Genomic DNA, 21,156 nt, shown 5'->3' on the forward strand with positions numbered 1-21,156 from the left:
GGTTTTAGTGCAAACGGTGATGGTTCAAGCCAGTTTGCTGCATTTATTGCAACTGGAGCTAATAGTCAAATAGCAGCTAAAGATCAAGCGCCTGGTGTTACTACACTTAAAGGTGCAATGGCTATGATGGATATAGTTGAAACTGCTACAGCAAATCTTGATGCTATCAGAGCTGATATCGGTGCAGTGCAAAATCAAATCACAGCTACACTTAATAATATCAGTGTAACTCAAGTAAATATCAAATCAGCTGAATCAAATATCAGAGATGTAGACTTTGCAGCAGAAAGTGCAAACTTTTCTAAGTATAACATCCTAGCTCAAAGTGGATCTTATGCTATGAGTCAGGCTAATGCCGTACAGCAAAATGTTCTAAAACTTTTACAATAAATCCAAAGTGGGTTTTTTACCCACTTTATATTAAATTTCTTTTTTCTAAGATATCTTGCAAAGGCATGATAGCAATTTTTAAAGCTTTTTCTTGTACCAAGGTTAATTCTGCTATATCTTCAAGCCAAGTTTTGTGCGCTAATATCCAAGCTGTAAGTTTGTTTTGTTTATCACTTTCATTGTGTATAGGAGAAACATAAATTTTAGAAATAGTGCTTTCTAGATGAAATAAAGAAGGAGAGATAACTTCTCTTAAAAAAATATATTTTTGACTCTCTAGTGTTGTCTTAAGAGTGTCTATCTGAGCATTTAATTCTTGAGGGGTATAACGGACTTTACTTTGATTATTGAGTGCCTTATGTAATCTTTTACATTCTTTAAAAAATTTATCACTTGCTTTGATGTGTTGTTTGATTTTCTTATAAGCTTGTAACATAAGCTCGTTGCTATCTTTAAGTTTTGGTTTTTGCAATTTTGGAAAAGGCTTTTTGATTTCATTAGTAAGTAAATTTTTGCAAAGTTCTTTAAAAGGTTTTTCTATGGTTCCTTCTATTCTAGCTCCACCTTCTGTAGCATTGTAAATTTTTACTTTTGTTTGCTTGTGAAATAAATTTTCAAAAATTTGTTTAAAAATAAGCCATATTTCAGAACTTTGCACAAGACCTTTTCCGCCATATGCTAGGGCTTCATATTTACCATTATCGCGCTCAAAATCTCCTTTATGATAACTTTCATGTAAAAAGCCATCGCTGTGTGTTTTACCATCATTAGCATAGGCTAAGTCTTGTCCTATTAAAATAATGTTTTTATGCCCTAATAGTTGGGCTAATTCGTAATTTAAATGAGCAACGCTCATACCTCCACTAACATAACCAAAATCATGCAATCCCAAAGAATAGGCAAATGCATAAGCCCTAGAAACTAAAATATACTTTCTTTTATTTTTCTCTAAAAATTTAATACTATCTTGATAGACCAAAGAAACTAAAATAAATGTTATATCTTTATCAAAATCACCAAAATCATTATCAAAACATTTGGCTACTATATCATCTCTTTCTAGCATACAAACATAATCAGGTTTTATACCTGCTTTTGCCAAGATAGGATAAGCGCTATCAGCACAAAAGATAGTTGCTTTGTTTGCGTATTTTTTAAGTAAAGGAAGTTGTTTTTGTAGAGATGGTCCAGTTGCTACTAATATAGCATTTTTACTTTTATTGCTTCTTTTTTGTTTTAACTCTTTAAAGCTTGGATGTGTGAGCATTTTGGGTAAATTTAGAATAAATTGCTCTACCCCTTGCATAGCATCTACTGGGTCATTTCCTTTTCGCAAAGCAATATTTTTAATCACTTTGGAATTTAAGGTATTGATGTGTTGAATTTCTTTTTTTTGTTCTTCATAAAAATGTGAATGAATGTGTAAATCATAAGTTCTTAAAAATAAACCCAACAAGCCGCAGATTAATTCTGCTTTAACGGGGTTCACTTCTTTGGTATGAACGACAATTAATCTTCCTTCTGAAAGTTCTTTAGAAAAATCAATCATGTTAAAAACTAAAAATATAAGTTCTATGTCTTTTTCATAAACAACAACCCTTTCATGTGTTTTATTAGCTAATAAATTTTTATAAAAAATTCCATTACCTAAACCATAAAAAAATAACACAGGATATCTTAGATATTTTTTATTAAAAATTTCTATTTGTTCTCGCAATTCCTTTAGCGGGTCTTTATATATATTTTTTAGATTTTTATAACAAATATTGCAGTTTAAAGGATCTTTATCAAAAACATAAGTGTAATCTTTTGCTTCTTTGATTTTTCCTAATTTTCTTTTTAAGTTTTGGTGCTCACTTCCTTTTAAAGCTTTGATATTTTTTTTAAAAATTTCTGTTTTCATATTACCCTTTCACTTAAGGAAAATCGTCATTTTTTCAAATAAAAATAGTGTAGTTTTTTGTTTAGAAAATAAAAATTTAAATATGTTGGTTATTTATCAAGATTTTCCTTAATAGTCTCATTATATTTTTCTAGGTATAAAATGATCTCTTCAAAAAAGTCAATTTGCTGAGCTAGGAAAAATTCTAAATCTTTGACTTTCGTAACTTTGTGTTTTAAAACTTCACATTCGTTTTGAAAACACCTAGCTTGTACGATATCTGAAAAAAAATCACTTTTTGGTAGCTTTAATCTCAGTTTTTCCAGTTTTTCTAAGTTTTTTTCTTTAATAGCTTTTTTACATTCATTAATAAATATTTCACATTGTTTTGTTTGCTTGATAAGTTTTTCTTTGCATTGTTTGATTTTTTTTTGAGGGTTTTTTGGTTTTGTTAAGGCGATGTTTTTGTTGATTTTTTCTTTTAGTATTTCTTCGCAAAGTTCTTTAAAAGGTTTTTCTATGGTTCCTTCTATCCTAGCTCCACCCTCTGTAGCATTGTATGTTTTTATATTTAGGATATTTTTTGCAAGAGCAATATCTTTTTCAAAACTTTTTAAAAATAAATACCAAGTAAGTTGTGTTTTTACTTTTCCATTGCCTCCATAAGCAGTGATTTCTTTGTAAATTACTTCCTTATCTCCTTGCTCACCATATAAGTGTTCTTTTGGATGTGATTTGCCATCATTGCTATAAGCTAGATCTTGTCCTATTAAAATGATATTTTCAAATCTTAAAGCACCAGCAAGTTCATAAGCCATATTAGCAACACTCATGGCATTTCCCAAAAAACCATATTCGTTCAATCCAAGTTTGCTTTCAAAAAATAAAGGTCTTAAAACAAGCATATAATTTCTATTATTTTTTTCTAAATACTCTATGGTTTTAGGATGAGTTAAAGAAGCAATGATAAATAATATATCTTTATCAAAATCTCCAAAATCATTATTAAAAAATTCACTTGTAAGATTTATTCTTTCTAGTGAAAAAACATAATCAGGCTTGATTCCTTCTTTTGCTAGGATAACATAAGAGCTATCAGCGCTAAAAATAACAGCATTTTCTTGGTGTTTTTTTAAAAGAGGGAGTTGTTTGATTAAAGAAGGACCTGTTGAAACTATTATAGCATTTTTTGCTTTTGCTTTCCTGTCTTTTATTAGGCTTTTAAAAGGAGTATGAGTGATGATTTTTTCCAGGTTTATAACATTATGTTTTATTCCTATTAAAGCATCTTTTGGATCATTTCCTCTAGTGAGCATGAGTGTTTTGATTGTATTTAGCATAGTTTGCATTATATCTTGGGCATTAGATGAGTAAAAATTGGTATAAAATTCATTGTAAAAGTGAAAATTAAAAATTTTTAATGTATGTTTGATATTTGGATAATCAAATAAAACTTTGATTTGAGCAGTGTTGATATTTGGTGTAAAAAACAAAATAAGTTTTTCTTTTCTAAGAAGTGTGGTAAAGTCAATCATATGAAAAGCTAAATATAAAATTTCTAACTCTTCTTCAAAAATAATAATATGTTTTAAATGCTGATTTTTTAAAAGTTCTAAGAAAAATTTCCCATCACCAAAGCCGTAAAAAAACAATACTGGATATAATTCAAATTTATCATAATCAAAAGAGTGATTTTCGTCTAAAAACATCTGATTGTGTGTATCAAAAATTTTGTTTTCTATAAGTTGAAATCTTTGAGTATCAGTTAATTTTCTTAATTCATAAGCTAATATTTGATCAACTTCAAAAAGAGCTTGAGTGTTTTTTAAAAATAATTCTTTATTCATTGTAAAATCCAAATTTTTGTTTTATTATAGCAAAAAGTATGGTTTAATTAACAAAATATCTAAAATTGCTTATTTTAAGATCCATATGAGTTAAAAACTGTATTTAAATTATTGAAAATACTGTTCCTTTAATGCTGCGCCAAATTCTATATCACAGCTTGCTTTTTTGCCAAGTATGATAGGTAAAAATTTAGGATGTAAGCCCAGGTTTGGTCTTATGCTTTTTACATTTTCTTGTGTAAAAATTTCACCTTTTTTTATATCTTTACTAGCGTATAAGCTTCTTGCAAAATGGCGATTTTTTAAAGTTTTTTCATCTATTGTTAAGCTAGATTTGCCTAGCGCCTGCTCGCTTAAACGTACCATAGAACACATTTGCTTAAACTCGTCAAAATCAAGACTAAATTTAGCATCAGCACTATTTAAAGTTTTATCTAATATAAAATGTTTTTCTATGACTCTTGCGCCAAGAGCTACTGCTAAAGTAGGTGCTAAAAATCCCTCGCTATGATCGCTTAAGCCTACCATGGTTTTGAATTTTTCTTGTAAAGTTTTGATAGCATTTAAATTTAAATCACAAATTTGTGAAGGATAAGCTGAAGTACATTTAAGCAAAATTAGATTTGGGTTGTTTTCTTCTTGGAAAATTTTAACAACCATTTCAAGTTCTTCTTCATAAGCTATGCCTGTAGAAACCAAAGTAGGTTTATTTTCTTTTGCCACATAACGCACAAAATCATAATCATTTACCTCAAAAGAAGCAATTTTATAAGCTGGGGGATTAAATTGTCTTAAAAAATTTACATCTTCTTTAGAGAAAGGACTAGAAAAACAAATTAAACCTTCGTTGTTGGCACATTCAAAAAGTTTTTCATGCCATTCATAAGGCGTTTTAGCTTCTTTGTATAGTTCATATAATTTGCGTCCATGCCACAAACCACCTTCGATAATAAAATCTTTTTTATTAGAATTTAGTGTTAAGCTATCTGGGGTGTAGGTTTGAATTTTTATAGCATCAGCTCCTGCTTTTTTAGCTGCTTGTATGGTTTTTAAAGCCACTTCAAGGCTGTTTGCGTGATTTGCTGAAAGCTCGGCAATGATGAAAACTTTTTCATTTAAATTGAAATTTTCTATAAACATTAAAAACCTTTTTTTAATTTAAATAAAAATTTACTATATTTTATATTTTAATTATTAATTATGATTAAAGGTTTATTTAGTAAAATAAATTTAATTAAGTTATCTAAGGAAAAAGCTATGACTAAAACACTTGAATATTCGATTTATCATTTTTGTGAACACATTTTAAAACTTAAAATTGCACCAACAAGTGTAATCAGAGGTGAGCTTTATGGAGCTTCTATACCTTTATATTTTAAAGATGAGGAATATAGCTTTTATTTATTTTTTCAAAAAAAAGCTTTAAATGAAATTGCGTTGTTTTTATTGCATGAAGAATTAAAAGAAGATGGTTTGGCAGATCTAGTTAAAGAAGTGGCTAATCAAATCATAGGTTATGCTAAAAAATTACTTAATGATACTAATGGAAAAGATGAATACCGTTTAGGGGTTCCTGAGTATTTAGGGCGTATTGATGGATTTTCAAAAATCAAGCTCAAAGAAAAATTTACCTATGAGATGAAAAATGCTCGTTTTAGAATAGGTTATAAAAAATTATGATAGAAGATCATTTAGGATTGTTGCAATCTTATGAAGATATTTTAGATATTAGTGTTGATTTTGTTAGTGAGCTTGGCACAACTAATATGAGCGTGAGAGATCTTTTAAAATTAGAAGTTGGTTCTGTGATAGATCTTGAAAAGCCAGCAGGTGAGAGTGTGGAGCTTTACTTAAATAAAAGAATTTTTGGCAAAGGTGAGGTAATGGTGTATGAAAAAAACCTTGCCATAAGAATTAATGAGATTTTAGATTCTAAATCAGTATTGCAGTATTTTAAAAAAGAATTGCAATGAAATTTATTTGGATTTTACTACTTGCTTTGCCTCTTTTTGGGGCAAAAATTCTTGATTATAATATCTATCCAAGAGAAGATAGGGTGGATATTACTTTTTCATTTGATGTTCCTTATAAAGAAGGTATTAGTCAAAAGAGAAAAGATAATATTATAATTTTTACTTTAAATGCTCAAAGTGTTAAAGAAGAAGATAAGACATTAAATTCTAATATTGTTAAAAAAATAAAAATCTTTTCAGAAGGTAAAAAAACTTTCATAGCTTTAAGTACTGGCGATAAGATACAAATTAATGCAGATACAATTGGTGAGTATGGTTTAAGACTACGTGCGCAAAAAGAGGGTGTAAATTTAACTACAAAAAAAAGCTTAAATGAAAAAGATAAGGAAATAAAAATGCAAGAGTATGATTTTACAAATTATATTTTAGTTGTAAGTGTTTTGATACTTTTGCTTATTGGACTTTGGTTTTTAAAAATGTATTTAAGGCAAAAACATCCTTTAGATAGAAATTTTACTTTGATTTTTCAAAGACCGCTTGATAGACATAATCAACTTGTAGTTTTTGAGTATGGTTTAAAACGTTATACTATGATCATAGGAAATTCTAATGCGGTATTAGAAACAAGTGAAGCTATGATGAAAAATGAGGAACAAAACAAAACATCCCAAAAATCAAAAGAAAAAGACTTTGATTCTTATTTTGAAGAAAATAAACAAAGATTGCAAAATTTACTTTTAAAACAAAATGCTTAATTAGATTGATTAAAAGCTAAAACAATAAGTTTTGGCTTTGAAATTTTTTTGATTTCTTCTCTTGAAAAATAAATTTGTTTTTTTGTTGAATAAATATATAAGGTATGATTTTTTAATGTAAAATCAAGATTTTCATCACTATCTTTAGCAAGTTTTTTTGCTAGTGCTAGAATAAAATTAAGCCAAGCTAATATATGGTTATTTGGTAATAATTCTTTAACATGTTCTATGGCAAGGGGGTTTATTTTTTTACCATTGGCTTTTAAAAGAGTTGCAATAAGCAAAATTTCTTTGTGTGAAAAGCCAAAGTTTAAGCCACTCATTGCCATATAGGCGCTATGTTCATTAGCAAAATAAAAATTAATTTTTTCACCTATATGGGCTAATTTAGCAGCGCTTAAAAGATCTTTTTTAAAATCTGAACTTATTTTGTGAATAGGTGAAAGCACATCAAATAATTTACTTGCAAAATAAGCACTTTTATCTTTATAATCAACACCAAAGCGATCTTGTAAGGATTTTAAACTTGGGTTGAAATTTGGCGGAAATTTGGCATTAAATTGCGAAAAGTCATTAGTGTCGTTTTTTATTTTGGCGTATTTTTGAAAAAGATTAGATAAAAACACGCCTTCTCTGACACCTACTGCTGAAGTGATGATATTTTTAGCTTTGAGTTTTTTAGCTAAGGCTAAAAATATGACACAACCTTCTTTTATAGTATCAAAACGATCTTTTTTGATATCAAAATCTGTTAAATTTTTTGCATTTTGAATTTTTTCTATATAATTTTTTTCTTTTTCAAAGATATAGCTGAAATTATGGATTATTTTTAAAGGATAGGAATTTTTTTTCATTATAGAATTTGACAATGCTCTTAAGCTTCCACCTATAGCAATAATATTTTCACTTTGAAAATGTTTTGGAACTTGCATTAGAGCTTCTTGTATGAATTGATCTAGAGCATTTAATCTTTTAGTATCATAAAAAATTTCTTTTAATCTTACAGTTCCTAGATCAAGCGAAATACAATCTATAATTTTACCCTCTTTAATCAAGCAAAGCTCGGTTGATCCTCCACCTATGTCTATGGTGGTGGCATTTTGAATATTTGATAGTAAATTTAACGCAGCAAGACCACCTAAAAATGATTCTGTTTTACCATTAATGCATTTTATATTTAAACCCACATTCTTTGATATTCTAGTAATAAATTCTTTTGCATTTGGTGCATCTCTTAGCGCAGAAGTTCCAACAGCAATAATTTTCCTGCATTTTTCTTTTACAGCTTTTTCTTTAAAATAAGCTAGTGCCTTCTCGGCCTTAAACATGGCTTCTTCTTGAAGGATTTTATTGTTATTATAAGCATTTTCTCCAAGTCTTACTTTCTTTTTGTGTTCACTGCAAATAAAAAAACCATATCTTGAGGTTCTTTCAAAAACAACCATACGAACGGAGTTAGAGCCAAGATCAATTACTGCTGTTTTTTTAGCCATTAAATATCTTTATTTTTATGTTTTAAGCGAAGCTCATCAATACTTTCTACATTATCAGGATCAGGTATGATACAATCTACTGGACAGGCCACTATACAGGCTGGTTCTGAAAATTCATTCACACATTCAGTACATAAATCAGGATCTATGACATAGATTGGATCATTATCATAAATTGCTTCATCTGGACATTCTTCTCTGCATGCATCACAGGATATACATTCTCTAGTGATTAAAAGTGACATACTTTTCCTTTTATTGATAATAAAGCAAACTTATACTATATAAAAACTTATAGCTAATTTAAAAAGAGATAAAAATATTTAATTTTTAGAATGATCAAATCATTCTAAAAATTTTTTAGTTAGTTTTTTTAGGAAAACAAAAGCGATATCCTCTGCGGCGCACAGTTTCTATAGTGGAAATATTAAGAGGTTTATCCATTTTTTGTCTTATTTGATTGATCGCAACTTCTATAACATTTGGAGTTACAAGTTCAGGTTCTTCCCAAATAGCATCTAAAAGTTGTTCTTTTGATACGATTTGATCAGAGTGTCTAGCAAGGTGAGTTAAAACTTCAAAAGGCTTTCCTTTTAACTCTATGTCTTTTCCTTGATAAGTGATTTTTTCTTCATCAGGATCAATCACTAAATCATCAATCTTAATCACATTTGTCCCGCCAAATCTAAGTCTAGCTTCGATTCTTGCCATTAAAATTTCAAAATCCAAAGGTTTTTTTATATAATCATCTGCTCCAGCTTTTAAAGCTTTGATTTCATTTTCTTTATCTGCTTTTGTACACATTGTTACTATAGCAGTTCTTGGAGATTTTTGTTTGATAGCATTGATCAAATCGCTTGCATCATTATTGCCTATAGTCCAATTTGATAATACTAAATCATAATGTCTAATACCTATAAAATACTCAGCGTCTTTAAAATTTTCTGAAGTGTCACTTTGATAGCCAAACTCATTTAAAGTGTTTGATAAAGTTTTATTAAGCGATGCTTCATCTTCTACAACTAAAATACGCATTTTATTCCTTTGAAGATAGTTTTAGTGCAAAAGTATAACACAAATTAAGCAAATGTTCAAAATTCTTTAAAAAATTTTTAATATTTTTTGCTTAAACTAGCTCCAACGCACGCATTTTTGATGATATCGGGCTTATAACAAGTAATATTTATAAATTGGAGTTTTTTATGATGTTTTTTAATATCTTTGCATATATATTTTAAAGATTTTTCTATAGTCTTAAATTTTTTCTTTTTATAGATTTTTTCTATTCTAGTGCATAATTTTGCATAATCTAAAAATTTCTTACTTTTAGCTTCTAATTCTATTAGGACTTTTTGCTCTTGAATTCTTTCAAAATCCAAAAGCCCTATAATACATTTAAATTCTAAGCTAACTTTTATATGACTTTGCATTCTTGTTTTCCAATAAGCCTTAAAATATTTGGTATGTGTTTATAAACTACTATAAAAGCGATGATAAATATCGGCGCATGGGTATTAATCGCAGGCATATCATAATGAAATATAAAAGAAGTTGTAATTAAAACAATTAAAGCTCCAAGTGAGGCTAAGCTTGAAATTTTAAATACCTTACCTATAATAAACCAAGCCAAAAGTGCACATATAATCTCAAAAGGTAAAAATACTGCTAAAACCCCAGCTCCAGTAGCTACTCCTTTGCCACCTTCAAATTTTAAATAAGGAGAAAAACAATGGCCAAATACTGCTAAAACCGCCATAGTCCATAAGATATTTTCATCATAGCCTAAAATTTTTGCTACTAATATAGGTACAATTCCTTTAAGTGCATCTAAGACAATTGTTGCAACAGCAAGTGTTTTGGCAAGCTTAGGATCGCTTTCTTTTACTACTCTTAAAACATTGGTAGCACCTATGCTTTTACTGCCTGCATTTTTGATATTTGTTTTGGCAAAAATTTGAGCTAGCAAAAGACCAAAAGGTATAGCACCTATAAGATAAGCTAAAAGATAAATTATTAAATTTTCCATTTACTTTCTATCCTAATTCTATAAAGATTTATAATAATGATAGCAAAAAACTCTGAAATAAATATTTAAGAGATATTTTATCCTATAATAATTTTTATTTTTAAATAGAAATTTTTTATTTTATTTAAAGAAAATTATAGATATATTTTCAATAAGTTTATTTTAAATAGGCTTTATTTTATCTTATTTAGGAGTGAATAATGAAAAAAATTTCATTATTAGTTGCATCATCATTATTAGTTGCATCAACTGCTTTTGCTAACGATAAAGCTTTGCTTGATGAAGCAAAAGCAGCAGGTTTAGCACCTTTGCCAAAGGATCAAGCAGGCGTTGAAAAACTATTAAAAGAAATGGGCGTTAAAGCTAGCAAGTTTTCTAAAGAAAAAGCTAATCTTGGTAAAAAGCTGTATTTTGAACCAAGACTTTCTAAAAGTGGTTTGATTTCTTGTAATACCTGTCACAATTTAGGTATGGGTGGTGCTGATGGTATAGCAGCGGCTGTAGGACACAAATGGACTGCTAATCCTCATCATTTAAATTCGCCAACAGTTTATAATTCTGTTTTAAATTCAACTCAATTTTGGGATGGTAGAGCAGGTACTTTAGCAGATCAAGCAAAAGGACCAATCGAGGCAGAACCTGAAATGGCAACTCCTGCTAAGTTAGCAGTAGAAAAAATTTCTTCTATGCCAGAATATGTTAAAGAATTTAAAAAAATATATGGTAATGATGGGGTAACTTTTGATAATATAGCAGATGCTATTGCTACATTTGAAAGAACACTTTTAACTCCATCTAAATTTGATAAATTCTTAGAAGGTGATACAAAAGCTTTAAGCAAAAAAGAAAAAGAAGGTTTAAAAACTTTCATCGATAAAGGCTGTACAGCTTGTCATACAGGAGTAAATTTAGGTGGTAGTATGCAAGCTTTCCAAGTGGCAGCTAAATATAAATTTGCAAATGTAGGTGATTTTAAAGGTGATGCAAATGGTTTAGTTAAAACTCCAACTTTAAGAAATATTGCCGAAACAGCTCCATACTTCCATAATGGCGCTATTTGGTCTTTACAAGATGCGATTAAAGAAATGGGTAGTGTGCAACTTGGCATAGAAATTTCTGACAAAGAAGCAGCTTCTATAGAAACTTTCTTACATGCTCTAACAGGTAAAAAACCAAGCATTACTTATCCTCAACTTCCAAAAGCTACTGAAAAAACTCCAAAACCAGAGCTTTAATCAAATTTTCCCTAAAGATATTTCTTTAGGGAATGTTGTTTTTTGTTTATTTTTTATATATAATACATTCTTAATTTTTAATTAGGAATTGGCTTATGAAAAATAAAATTTTATTTAGTGTGATTGCATTAACAGCTATTTTATTTAGTGCGTGTGCTAATCATGCAAAAGTAAACAATGAATTAGAGCAAAAGTTAACCCAAAAGATATGTTCTGATGAATTTTTTACTCAAGAAATGACTAAGGTAGATAAAAAAGATGATCCAGTATATGTAGGATTAAATGCAGGTTTAATCGCAAAAAATTGTGGATATTTTAATCTTAGTAATGAATTTTTTGATAAGGTTGAGGAATCTTATCAAGTTGATGTGGATTTAAGAAGTGGCGCTCAAAAAATTGCTAAAACAGCTGTAACTACATTAATAAATGATTCTATATTAGACTATGATGGCTCTTTATATGAAAGAATAATGGTAAATACATATAAGGGTTTAAATTTTATGAGTGAGGGTGATTATAATAATGCAAGAGTGGAGTTTAAAAGAGCTTTATTGCGTCAAGATAGAGCAAAAGATTATTTTAAAGCTCAAATTGCTAAAAATAAAGCAGAATTAGAAAAGGCCAAAAAAGAAGATCCAAATTTTAATAAAAATTTTAGTGAATCAGCAAAACAAATAAATGCTCAATATGAAGTTTTGTTTGAAGAATTTTCAACAAGTAAAAATTTTACCAATCCTTATGCAACTTACTTAGCTTCGATTTTTTATTATATGAGCAAAGATTATACTTTGGCTAAAGATTTATTTAAAGAAATAAAGATTTTAAACCCAAAAAATAAAGAAATTAATAAAGAGTGGAAAGCAATTAGCAACGCTAAATCAAAAAATAAATATGTTTTTATTGTTTATGAGAATGGTTTTGGTGTGGTAAAGGATGAGTTTAAATTAACTCTGCCTTTGATTTTAAATGACACTCTTACGACAACTTCTATTGCTCTACCTAAGCTAAAAAAAAGAAGTCAGTCTTTTGAGTATTTAAGTGTAAATGATACTAATACTACAAAATTAGTTGATTTGGATAATGTTGTAGCAAGCGAGTTTAAGTTCGAGCAACCATCAATAGTTACAAAAGCAATAGTTTCAACTATCTTAAAAACTACTATCAATGCAGCAGTAGCTAATAATGACTCAACAGGAGGTTTTTTAAGCCTTGCTAGTGGTATCATGAATGCAGCAACTACTCAAGCTGATGTTAGATCTTGGAGAGGATTGCCACAAAGCATAGGAGTTGTTATGATTAAAAATACAGGTAAAATTATTATTAAAACTCCAAGTGATGATGTGCTATTTGAAAGACAGATTAATCCAAAGAAAAATGTATTGGTTGTAGTGCGTTCTTTTGTACCTAGTATTGCTCCAAGTATAAATATCATAGAAAAATGAAAAAGTTAATTTTTTTATTATTATTAAATTATATGTTTTTGGTTTCGCAAGATACTTTTGATGCAAATTTTAAACATACAAATGTAAAAAGTATAAAAGAAAGAATAAATAATGCAGGATTATTAGAAGTGCAGATTATTTTTTATAGTTCTGTTGATAAAAAGCTTTCTTATAAAATAGAATGGTTTGATAAGGATGGATTTGTTATAAAAAATACTATTGATAAAAACTATAAAAATATAAGATTATTAGCTAAACAAGAGTATATTATACAAAATATAGCTAGTAATAAGGAAGCAAAAAAATATAAAATATATATTAAATAAAAAAGGATAAATAATGAAAAAAATTAAAATTTTAACAAGTGTAGTGGCTATAGGTGTTTTATTTAGTGCGTGCATGCAACAACCTATTTATGTAGATGGAACTGCGGCAAAAGTAAAACAAGGCGATTCTTTAAGCATGGCTTTAACTGGTGAAGATTTTGACAATACAGCTAAAGAGATGTTAAATAGTTTGTTTAATTCAAGTTATGTTGTGAATAAAATAGGAAATTCAGGTAAGGCTATTGTGGCAGTTTATGATGTGGTAAATGATACGGCTTTAAGAATAGATACTAGAAATTTGACTGATTTGATGGTAGAAGAACTTATAAATTCAGGTAAATTTGCAGCTTCAGCTACTCAGGGCAATGATAGTGCTACTCAAAATAATATGGATGATGTAATGAGCGATAAAGATGATGATAGATATGATAAAGCTACAGTATCTAAAAACCATACGCAAATTAGTGCATCTTTGACTTTACAGGGAAGAATTGGTCAGCAAAATATAAAATTAAGTAATGGTAAAACCCAAGTTGAATACTTTTTTGTTATGAAATTAGCTGAAAAGGGCAGTGGTTTAGTAGTATGGCAAAAAACTAATAGAATCAATAAACTAGGATCTAGTAAAACTGTAAGCTGGTAATATAAAACAACAAGGAAAGATATGATGAAAAAAAGATTTGTTATTGGATCATTATTGGTAGCGAGTTTTCTTTATGCTCAAGCAACTCCACAAGTTGAAATTACTCAAGAAGATATTAAAATTCAAAATGAAATGTCAGATGCTAGCTCTAAAGATATTACTCCAAAATCTTTAGATGATTTTTTTGAAGAATTTGCAGATAATTTTGGTATAGAATATGGTATTACAAAAGATGGAAAAACCTTTTATACGGGTAGAAGTGTAGTTGCGCTAAGCGATAGCGATCCTCAATTTGCTCAAGCTTTGCAAAATGCTTACCAAAAAGCTATGCTTAATTTACAGTCTGATTTTATTGAAGATGCCTTTGGAAGAATGGCAGTGAGTAAAATTCAAAATTACGAAGCTGATAATTCTACTAATGCAAAAGAATTTGAAGAACTACCAAAAGGAAGTGTTGTAGGGCAAATTTTTGATAAACTGGTTCAATTAAGTGGTGCAAAATTAGATAAAGCTTTGAGAGATTTGGGCATTAATGTAGAAGGTTTAACAGAGGAAAGAAAAAAGATTTTATTAAAAGAAGAGTTTCTTAATAAAACAATTACTAGTGCAGTTGGTTCAATGAGCGGTTTAATTCCTGTGCAAACTATAGTTACGCAAAGAAGAGGGCAATATGATATTGGTGTAATTGCAGTTGTTTCTAAAAAAACTCGTCAACTTGCTAAAGATATGTCTTTAGCGCGTCAAAGTAACATCAAAGGTAAAGGAAAAAATATCAACAAGTATTTACCAAAAGACAATAAAGGCTTTCTTAATGAATATGGTATTCGCTTAGTTTATGATGAAAAAGGTTCACCGGTTATTTTAAGCTATGGAAATTGGGGTTATATTGCTGATGCAAATAATGCCAAGAAGACAAATATATTAGAAGATAGGGCTAAAGATACAGCTTCAACTATGGCTGATGCAGCTATAATTGAATTTATCAATACAAATTTAAGTTTAAAAGATGAAAAAACTACAGGTGAAAGTTATGAAGAAATCATCAAACAAAGCTTAAATATCAATGACAACACTACTCAAGAACAAATTCAAGATTTCACAAATATTGTAGAAAAAATCAATACAAAAATAAAAGCAAGTGCTGGCGGAAAAATCAAAGGCATAGGAACACTTAAAAGATGGAATTATACAAGCGAAAATGGTATAGAACATGTAGGTGTTGTAAGATTTTATTCTTATGATAATGTGGCAAATATTAACGAAGCTTTAAAATCAAATTCAAACACTAGTGTCCCAAAAACTGAACCTAAAAAGTCTTCTAATATACAAAGAAGTTCTAATGTTGTAAATGATATAGATGATTTTTAGGAAAAATTTATGAAGATATTACAAATTTGTATTTTGATTTTATGTTTTCATTTGAGTTTATATGCCAAAATAATCACCACAAGTACTACCAATTCAAGTACGGGCGAGGGTATAGGAGCTAGCAGAGAAGAGGCAATAAATAATGCCATAATAGAAGCTATTGGTAAATTAAATGGTGTTAATATTGACTCAACCAAGCAGTCTTTTGTCGGGGTAAATTCAAATAATAAAAAGACTAATATAGAAGATAGCTATAAAGAGCAAATCATAAAAGCTACAAAAGGCAGAGTTGATGCATATGAAATTGATAGTGTGGTTCAAGAAAACGATAAATACATAGCAAATGTAACCATTTTTAAAACTACTACTCATAAAAAATATCAAATACCAGGTTATAAGCCAGATAGTAGAAGAAGTATTACGGTATTTAATACCTCTTCTAAATACCAAGAGCTTGGAAATATTTTACAGCAAAAAATTATCACAGATTTACTTCAAAGTAGGAAATTTAATGTTTTAGATAGAGATTCTAAAGGTTATTATGAAATGGAGAAAGCTTTGATAAATTCATCTAATACGCATAAAGATGAAATTTACAAACTTAAGAATGTTTTAGCTACTGATTATATTTTGTTATTTCATGTAGGTGGAGTAGATCTTAAAACCAAAGGAAATAAAAATAAAATAGATGTTGTGGTGGATTATCGCGTGCTTTTATTTGCCACCAGACAAATTAAATTTTCAAATACTTTAACCATGTCAGCCTTTGTTAAAGGTGATTCTTTAGTAGCTAGTGAAAAGCTAAGTGAAAAAATTGCAAAGAAAATTTCAGATGATATTTTAAATGCTATTTATCCTTTAAAAGTTGCACAAGTTAGTAATAATGAAGTAGTCTTCTCGCAAACTTTGAGTAATGATGAAATCTATGAGTGTTATTCTTTGGGTGAAGTGATAAAGGATGCTTATACTAAAGAAAATACAGCAAGAATAGAAACAAAAAGTGGAAAGGTTCAAATTATCCGCTCAACACCAAAACTATCATATGCTAAAATTCTTGAAGGAAGTGTTAAAAAAGATGATATTTGTAGACCTTTAGATGATAGCGGTGTTGGAATGGAAAAACAACATAGTGTAAATCCAAATGGTACAGTAAATTTAGGTTGGTAATTAACCTAAATTTAAAATTATTTTGAGTATAATCTCAAGTTTCAACCACTAAAGCTTTTTAAATTTATGTTTTATACATAATGCTTTATGGTGCTACCAAAATATTTTAAGAAAGGATAGCTGTATGTATGCTATTATAAAACACAGTGGAAAACAATACAGAGTAAGCCAAGGTGATGAGCTTAAACTAGATCGTTTTGAAGCTGAAGCAAAATCAAGCGTAGAAGTAAGTGAAGTTCTTGCTGTATGCGATAAAGAATTAAAGGTAGGTGCGCCGTTTGTTGCGGGTGCAAAAGTTGTTTTAGAAGTGATTGCTCATGGAAAAGACAAAAAAGTTGTGATTTATAAAAAAAGACGTAGAAAAGACTCAAAATTAAAACGTGGTTTTAGAAGACAATTTACTCGCGTTAGAGTAGTAGATATTAAAGCTTAAGGAGTAAAGAATGGCACACAAGAAAGGTCAAGGTTCAACTCAGAATAATCGTGATTCTATAGGTCGTCGTCTAGGTGTTAAAAAATTTGGTGGAGAATTTGTTCGCGCTGGTAACATCATCATTCGCCAAAGAGGAACAGCAACTCATGCAGGTAATAACGTAGGCATGGGAAAAGATCATACAATTTTTGCTTTAATTGATGGTTTTGTAAAATTTGAAAGAAAAGATAAAAATAGAAAAAAAGTTTCTGTTTATCCTGCATAATTTAAAGGCTACTTTGTAGCCTTTTTCTTCTTTTTAATCTTAATATATTAAAAAAAATATAATATCATTTTAAAAATTTATACTTTGGTGATTGTATGTTTATAGATAATGTAAAATTAGTTTTAAGTTCAGGTAATGGTGGTAAAGGTGCTGTGAGTTTTCGCCGTGAAAAACATGTTCCACTTGGTGGACCTGATGGTGGCGATGGTGGAAATGGTGGCGATGTGTATTTTATATGTGATAACAATACCCATACCCTAGCGCACTTTAAAGGTAAAAAAGAACTTAAAGCACAAAATGGCCAGCCGGGTTTGGGCCGTAATAAAAATGGTAAAAGAGGGGAAAGTTTAGAGTTGATTGTCCCTCAAGGTACCCAAGTAATTGATGCACAAAGTGGGGAAGTTTTACTTGATATGCTAGTAGAAGGTCAAAAAGAACTCTTTTTAAAAGGTGGTAAAGGTGGTCTTGGCAATACTCACTTTAAAAACTCTACTAATCAGCGCCCAGATTATGCTCAACCAGGTGTGACAGGAAAAACCTTAAGTGTGTGCTTAGAGTTAAAACTCATAGCAGATGTTGGACTTGTAGGCTTTCCAAATGTAGGAAAATCCACTCTTATAAGCGTAGTATCTAATGCAAGACCTGAAATAGCTAATTATGAATTTACTACTTTAACTCCAAAACTTGGTATGGTTGAAGTAGATGATTATAATTCTTTTGTAATGGCAGACATTCCAGGTATTATAGAAGGTGCAAGCGATGGTAGGGGTTTGGGACTTGAGTTTTTAAGACATATAGAAAGAACTTCTTTTTTGCTTTTTGTGCTTGATCCATTAAGAGATATGAGTTTAAAAGAGCAATTTTGCATTTTAAGAAAAGAATTAGAAAAATTTTCAAGCAAACTTTATGCAAGAAATTTTGGCTTAATGCTTTCAAAAAGTGATAGTGTAAATTTGGGTGAGGAATTTGCACAAAAAATGGAAGATGATTATAATGAGTTAAAAGCTTATTTACAAAGTCAAAATAATCCACAAAGCTTTTTTGTTAAAGTATCAAGCCTTGAAAAAACAGGTTTAAAAGAGCTTAAATTTATGCTTTTAGAAGAAGTTAAAAAAATTAGAAGTCAAAATAATCTTTGATGAGTGAAAATTTAACTATAGATTTTATCCAAGAATATATCAAGTCCAATTTTAAAGGTTTGGTATATAAATTTACCTATAAAGAACATAGCTTTTTTTATAATCCCGATAAGGTTTTAAAAAACGGAGTTTATTTTTGTACTATTAAAGAAAATGATGGCATAAATGATAAAGCTTCGAATTTAAATAGAGAAGGTGTGTTTCGTCTAAGTTGTTCTCTTTGTGATCAAGATTACCAAAATCTTTTTGGTCAAAAACCTAAAAAAGCTTTAAAGGGTGAGATTGTTAGTTTAAATTATGATTTTTCTATGCTTGATCTTATCATGCCTCATCCAATTTATGCTTATATGGGATATATTTGTATTAACAATCCTTCAAGAAAAAATTTTGAAATTTTTAAAGATTATCTTGAGCTTTCATATCAAAAAGCTATAAAAACTTATCAAAAAAGGATAGCGGCACTATGAAAAATATCATTTTTATGGGAACTCCCTCTTATGCAACATGTATTTTAAAAGAGCTTGTCGATAAAGGATTTAATGTTCAAGTCTTATTTACCCAGCCTGATAAACCTGTGGGAAGAAAACAAATTTTAACTCCAAGTGATACTAAAAAATTTGTTTTGGAAAATAATTTAAATATAGAAATTTTCACTCCAAAAAGCTTAAAAGATGAAAACATAGTCAATGGAATAAAAAGCCTAAAACCTGATTTTATAGTTGTTGCTGCTTATGGGAAGATTTTACCAAAAGAAATTTTAGATATTGCTCCCTGTATCAATTTGCATGCTTCCTTACTTCCTAAATATCGTGGCGCTTCACCTATACAAAGCGCTATTTTAAATGGGGATAAAATAAGCGGGGTTTGCACTATGCTTATGGAAGAAGGGCTTGATAGTGGTGCTATTTTAGAAAACATAGAATGTGATATAGAAGGTAAAAATTCAGCTGAAGTTTTTATTATGCTTTCCAATTTAGCAGCTAAGCTTACTATTTCTACACTTTTGAATTTTGAAAAAATTGTCCCAAAAAAGCAAGATGAAAGTTTAGTTACACATTGTAAAAAAATTAAAAAAGAAGATGGCTTGATTGCTTTAAATAATGCAAGTGAAATTTATCAAAAATTTCTAGCTTTTGCACCTTGGCCTGGAATTTTTTTAGAAAATGGTTTGAAATTTTTAGACATAGAGCTAATTGATAGTGAAAAAACTCAAAAACCAGGTGTGATTTTACAAATAGAAAAGGAAAGCTTTTTGCTTTCATGTACAAAAGGTATTTTAAGGATTAAAACTTTACAAGAAAGTGGAAAAAAAGTTTTAGACGCTAAGACTTATTTAAATGGAAAAAGGTTAAAACTTGGAGATAGTTTATTTTGATGAACTTGAATCAACTCAAGTTTATTTAAGTGAAAAAATTCGCAGTGGAGAGATTACTAACAATACAGCCATTTGTGCTTTTATCCAAAGTGCTGGTATAGGTAGTAGAGATAATACTTGGCAAAGTAAGCAAGGAAATTTGCATGTATCTTTTTGCATAAAAACTCAAGAATTAACACAAGATCTTCCTTTGGCTTCTGCTAGTATATACTTTGCATTTTTAATGAAAGAAGTATTGCAAAGACAAAATTCAAAAGTATGGATTAAATGGCCTAATGATTTTTATATAGAAGATAAAAAAATAGGCGGATTGATGAGTTCTAAAATCAATGATTTTTTGGTTGTAGGAATGGGGATTAATCTTAAATACGCCCCATTTAATGCTGAAATTTTAGACATAGAAGTAGATATAGCAAAACTTTTAAATGAGTATTTTTTTTATGTAGATGAGAAAATTTTATGGAAGAATATTTTTAGCAAGTATATGCTAGAATTTGAAAAATCAAGAAATTTTTTTATACATAATGAAGGTAAGATTTTATCTTTAAAAGATGCTTTGTTGTATAAAGATGGTTCTATATTGTTAGATAATAAAAGGATATATAGTTTAAGATGAGTGAGATAATAACTATTGCAAATCAAAAAGGTGGGGTAGGTAAAACTACTACCGCTATTAATCTAGCGGCTTCTTTGGCAGTAGCTGAAAAAAAGGTTCTTTTAATAGATATTGATCCACAAGCTAATGCTACAACAGGACTTGGTTTTAATAGAAGTAATTATGAATATAATATTTACCATGTTTTTATAGGTAGGAAAAAACTTTCTGAAATCATTTTAAAAACTGAGCTTCCACAATTATATTTAGCTCCATCAAATATTTCTTTGGTTGGAATTGAGCAAGAAGTAGTAAAAGAAAGCGGAGAATATAGAACGATTTTAAGGGAAAAAATCAAAGAAATTGCTAAAGATTATGATTTTATTATCATTGACTCACCACCTGCACTTGGAAGCATTACGGTAAATGCTTTTGCAGCAAGTGATAGTGTTATTATCCCTATACAATGTGAGTTTTATGCGCTTGAGGGTGTTGCGATGGTTTTAAACACTATTAAATTTGTGAAAAAAACTATCAATCCAAAACTAAAAATAAAAGGCTTTTTGCCAACTATGTATAGCTCACAAAATAATCTTTCAAAAGATACTGTGGAAGATTTAAAGCAAAATTTCAAACAAAAGTTATTTAGAACAGGTGATAATGAAGATGATTTCATCATCATACCAAGAAATGTAAAACTTGCTGAAAGTCCAAGCTATGGAAAGCCTATTATACTTTATGATATAAAATCTCCAGGTTCAGTGGCATATCAAAATTTAGCACATTCTATATTAGGATAAAA

At 29.2% G+C, this 21,156-nt stretch carries 25 protein-coding genes; 17 read left to right on the forward strand and 8 right to left on the reverse strand.

The window, feature by feature from the left end; translation table 11 throughout:
- Positions 1–390, forward strand: a 390-nt coding sequence (locus L8X36_RS03445; protein ID WP_263682523.1) for a flagellin, incomplete at its 5' end; no start/stop codon positions are given.
- A 25-nt stretch (positions 391–415) separates the two neighbouring features.
- Here the strand turns inward: L8X36_RS03445 and L8X36_RS03450 are convergent.
- The 3 genes from L8X36_RS03450 to pseI all read right to left on the reverse strand — a co-directional run bounded on the left by L8X36_RS03450 (position 416) and on the right by pseI (position 5,259).
- Positions 416–2,293, reverse strand: coding sequence for a motility associated factor glycosyltransferase family protein (locus L8X36_RS03450; protein WP_263682525.1), 1,878 nt, complete (start codon positions 2,291–2,293; stop codon positions 416–418).
- 89 nt (positions 2,294–2,382) lie between these two features.
- A complete protein-coding gene (locus tag L8X36_RS03455) occupies positions 2,383–4,119 on the reverse strand; it encodes a motility associated factor glycosyltransferase family protein (protein WP_263682527.1) in 1,737 nt (578 codons plus the stop codon).
- Positions 4,120–4,227: 108 nt separating this feature from the next.
- Positions 4,228–5,259, reverse strand: a complete 1,032-nt coding sequence (gene pseI, locus L8X36_RS03460; protein ID WP_263682529.1) for a pseudaminic acid synthase — start codon at positions 5,257–5,259, stop codon at positions 4,228–4,230.
- A 117-nt stretch (positions 5,260–5,376) separates the two neighbouring features.
- Between pseI and L8X36_RS03465 the strand changes: the two genes are divergently transcribed.
- The 3 genes from L8X36_RS03465 to L8X36_RS03475 are packed head-to-tail and all read left to right on the forward strand — an operon-like array spanning position 5,377 to position 6,847.
- Positions 5,377–5,799 carry a hypothetical protein gene (locus L8X36_RS03465; protein ID WP_087699344.1) on the forward strand — a complete coding sequence of 141 codons (423 nt, stop codon included), beginning with the start codon at positions 5,377–5,379 and terminating at the stop codon, positions 5,797–5,799.
- Entirely contained in the window at positions 5,796–6,092 is a 297-nt protein-coding gene (gene fliN, locus L8X36_RS03470) for a flagellar motor switch protein FliN (RefSeq protein ID WP_039617302.1), read from the forward strand. The genes L8X36_RS03465 and fliN overlap by 4 nt, the downstream gene beginning before the upstream one ends.
- Complete coding sequence (locus tag L8X36_RS03475) at positions 6,089–6,847, forward strand: hypothetical protein (protein WP_263682531.1); 759 nt, start codon at positions 6,089–6,091, stop codon at positions 6,845–6,847. Before fliN ends, L8X36_RS03475 begins: the two co-directional genes overlap by 4 nt.
- On the opposite strand, the gene L8X36_RS03480 is transcribed toward L8X36_RS03475, so the two are convergent.
- The 5 genes from L8X36_RS03480 to plsY all read right to left on the reverse strand — a co-directional run bounded on the left by L8X36_RS03480 (position 6,844) and on the right by plsY (position 10,366).
- On the reverse strand, positions 6,844–8,340 hold the full coding sequence (locus L8X36_RS03480) for a Ppx/GppA phosphatase family protein (RefSeq protein ID WP_263682533.1): 1,497 nt from the start codon (positions 8,338–8,340) through the stop codon (positions 6,844–6,846). The genes L8X36_RS03475 and L8X36_RS03480 overlap by 4 nt on opposite strands.
- A complete protein-coding gene (locus L8X36_RS03485; protein WP_012660922.1) occupies positions 8,340–8,585 on the reverse strand; it encodes a YfhL family 4Fe-4S dicluster ferredoxin in 246 nt (81 codons plus the stop codon). The genes L8X36_RS03480 and L8X36_RS03485 overlap by 1 nt, the downstream gene beginning before the upstream one ends.
- Positions 8,586–8,700: 115 nt before the next feature.
- Positions 8,701–9,375, reverse strand: a complete 675-nt coding sequence (gene hsrA, locus L8X36_RS03490; protein WP_039667907.1) for a homeostatic response regulator transcription factor HsrA — start codon at positions 9,373–9,375, stop codon at positions 8,701–8,703.
- 77 nt (positions 9,376–9,452) lie between these two features.
- The gene (locus tag L8X36_RS03495; protein WP_173787072.1) at positions 9,453–9,770 is read right to left on the reverse strand and encodes a dihydroneopterin aldolase; all 318 of its coding nucleotides are present in this window, start codon (positions 9,768–9,770) and stop codon (positions 9,453–9,455) included.
- A complete protein-coding gene (gene plsY / locus L8X36_RS03500) occupies positions 9,755–10,366 on the reverse strand; it encodes a glycerol-3-phosphate 1-O-acyltransferase PlsY (RefSeq protein ID WP_173787073.1) in 612 nt (203 codons plus the stop codon). The genes L8X36_RS03495 and plsY overlap by 16 nt, the downstream gene beginning before the upstream one ends.
- A gap of 200 nt (positions 10,367–10,566) precedes the next feature.
- On the opposite strand from plsY, the gene L8X36_RS03505 reads away from it, so the two are divergent.
- From L8X36_RS03505 to L8X36_RS03565, 13 genes are all read left to right on the forward strand, one after another.
- Positions 10,567–11,601, forward strand: coding sequence for a cytochrome-c peroxidase (locus L8X36_RS03505; protein ID WP_173787074.1), 1,035 nt, complete (start codon positions 10,567–10,569; stop codon positions 11,599–11,601).
- A gap of 95 nt (positions 11,602–11,696) precedes the next feature.
- Positions 11,697–13,043 carry a COG3014 family protein gene (locus L8X36_RS03510; protein WP_263682535.1) on the forward strand — a complete coding sequence of 449 codons (1,347 nt, stop codon included), beginning with the start codon at positions 11,697–11,699 and terminating at the stop codon, positions 13,041–13,043.
- Positions 13,040–13,369, forward strand: a complete 330-nt coding sequence (locus L8X36_RS03515; RefSeq protein ID WP_173787076.1) for a YcfL family protein — start codon at positions 13,040–13,042, stop codon at positions 13,367–13,369. The genes L8X36_RS03510 and L8X36_RS03515 overlap by 4 nt, the downstream gene beginning before the upstream one ends.
- 13 nt (positions 13,370–13,382) lie before the next feature.
- A complete protein-coding gene (gene lpoB / locus L8X36_RS03520; protein ID WP_263682537.1) occupies positions 13,383–14,012 on the forward strand; it encodes a penicillin-binding protein activator LpoB in 630 nt (209 codons plus the stop codon).
- A 24-nt stretch (positions 14,013–14,036) separates the two neighbouring features.
- Positions 14,037–15,380: a DUF6844 domain-containing protein gene (locus tag L8X36_RS03525; protein ID WP_263682539.1), complete on the forward strand. Its 1,344-nt coding sequence runs from the start codon at positions 14,037–14,039 to the stop codon at positions 15,378–15,380.
- Positions 15,381–15,389: 9 nt separating this feature from the next.
- Entirely contained in the window at positions 15,390–16,547 is a 1,158-nt protein-coding gene (locus L8X36_RS03530; protein ID WP_263682541.1) for an LPP20 family lipoprotein, read from the forward strand.
- Between the two features lie 124 nt (positions 16,548–16,671).
- Positions 16,672–16,980: a 50S ribosomal protein L21 gene (rplU, locus tag L8X36_RS03535; RefSeq protein ID WP_039617324.1), complete on the forward strand. Its 309-nt coding sequence runs from the start codon at positions 16,672–16,674 to the stop codon at positions 16,978–16,980.
- Positions 16,981–16,990: 10 nt separating this feature from the next.
- Positions 16,991–17,245 carry a 50S ribosomal protein L27 gene (gene rpmA / locus L8X36_RS03540; protein ID WP_002862355.1) on the forward strand — a complete coding sequence of 85 codons (255 nt, stop codon included), beginning with the start codon at positions 16,991–16,993 and terminating at the stop codon, positions 17,243–17,245.
- Between the two features lie 95 nt (positions 17,246–17,340).
- Positions 17,341–18,384 carry a GTPase ObgE gene (obgE, locus tag L8X36_RS03545; protein ID WP_263682543.1) on the forward strand — a complete coding sequence of 348 codons (1,044 nt, stop codon included), beginning with the start codon at positions 17,341–17,343 and terminating at the stop codon, positions 18,382–18,384.
- On the forward strand, positions 18,384–18,851 hold the full coding sequence (locus L8X36_RS03550) for a DUF6194 family protein (protein WP_039627800.1): 468 nt from the start codon (positions 18,384–18,386) through the stop codon (positions 18,849–18,851). Before obgE ends, L8X36_RS03550 begins: the two co-directional genes overlap by 1 nt.
- Complete coding sequence (fmt, locus tag L8X36_RS03555) at positions 18,848–19,759, forward strand: methionyl-tRNA formyltransferase (RefSeq protein WP_263682545.1); 912 nt, start codon at positions 18,848–18,850, stop codon at positions 19,757–19,759. The genes L8X36_RS03550 and fmt overlap by 4 nt, the downstream gene beginning before the upstream one ends.
- Positions 19,740–20,375, forward strand: coding sequence for a biotin--[acetyl-CoA-carboxylase] ligase (locus L8X36_RS03560; protein WP_263682547.1), 636 nt, complete (start codon positions 19,740–19,742; stop codon positions 20,373–20,375). The genes fmt and L8X36_RS03560 overlap by 20 nt, the downstream gene beginning before the upstream one ends.
- The gene (locus L8X36_RS03565; protein ID WP_012660935.1) at positions 20,372–21,154 is read left to right on the forward strand and encodes a ParA family protein; all 783 of its coding nucleotides are present in this window, start codon (positions 20,372–20,374) and stop codon (positions 21,152–21,154) included. Before L8X36_RS03560 ends, L8X36_RS03565 begins: the two co-directional genes overlap by 4 nt.
- The last annotated feature ends 2 nt before the right edge of the window (positions 21,155–21,156 follow it).

The organism is Campylobacter sp. CNRCH_2014_0184h, assembly GCF_025772985.1.
In the GTDB taxonomy this organism is placed as follows: Bacteria; Campylobacterota; Campylobacteria; order Campylobacterales; family Campylobacteraceae; genus Campylobacter_D.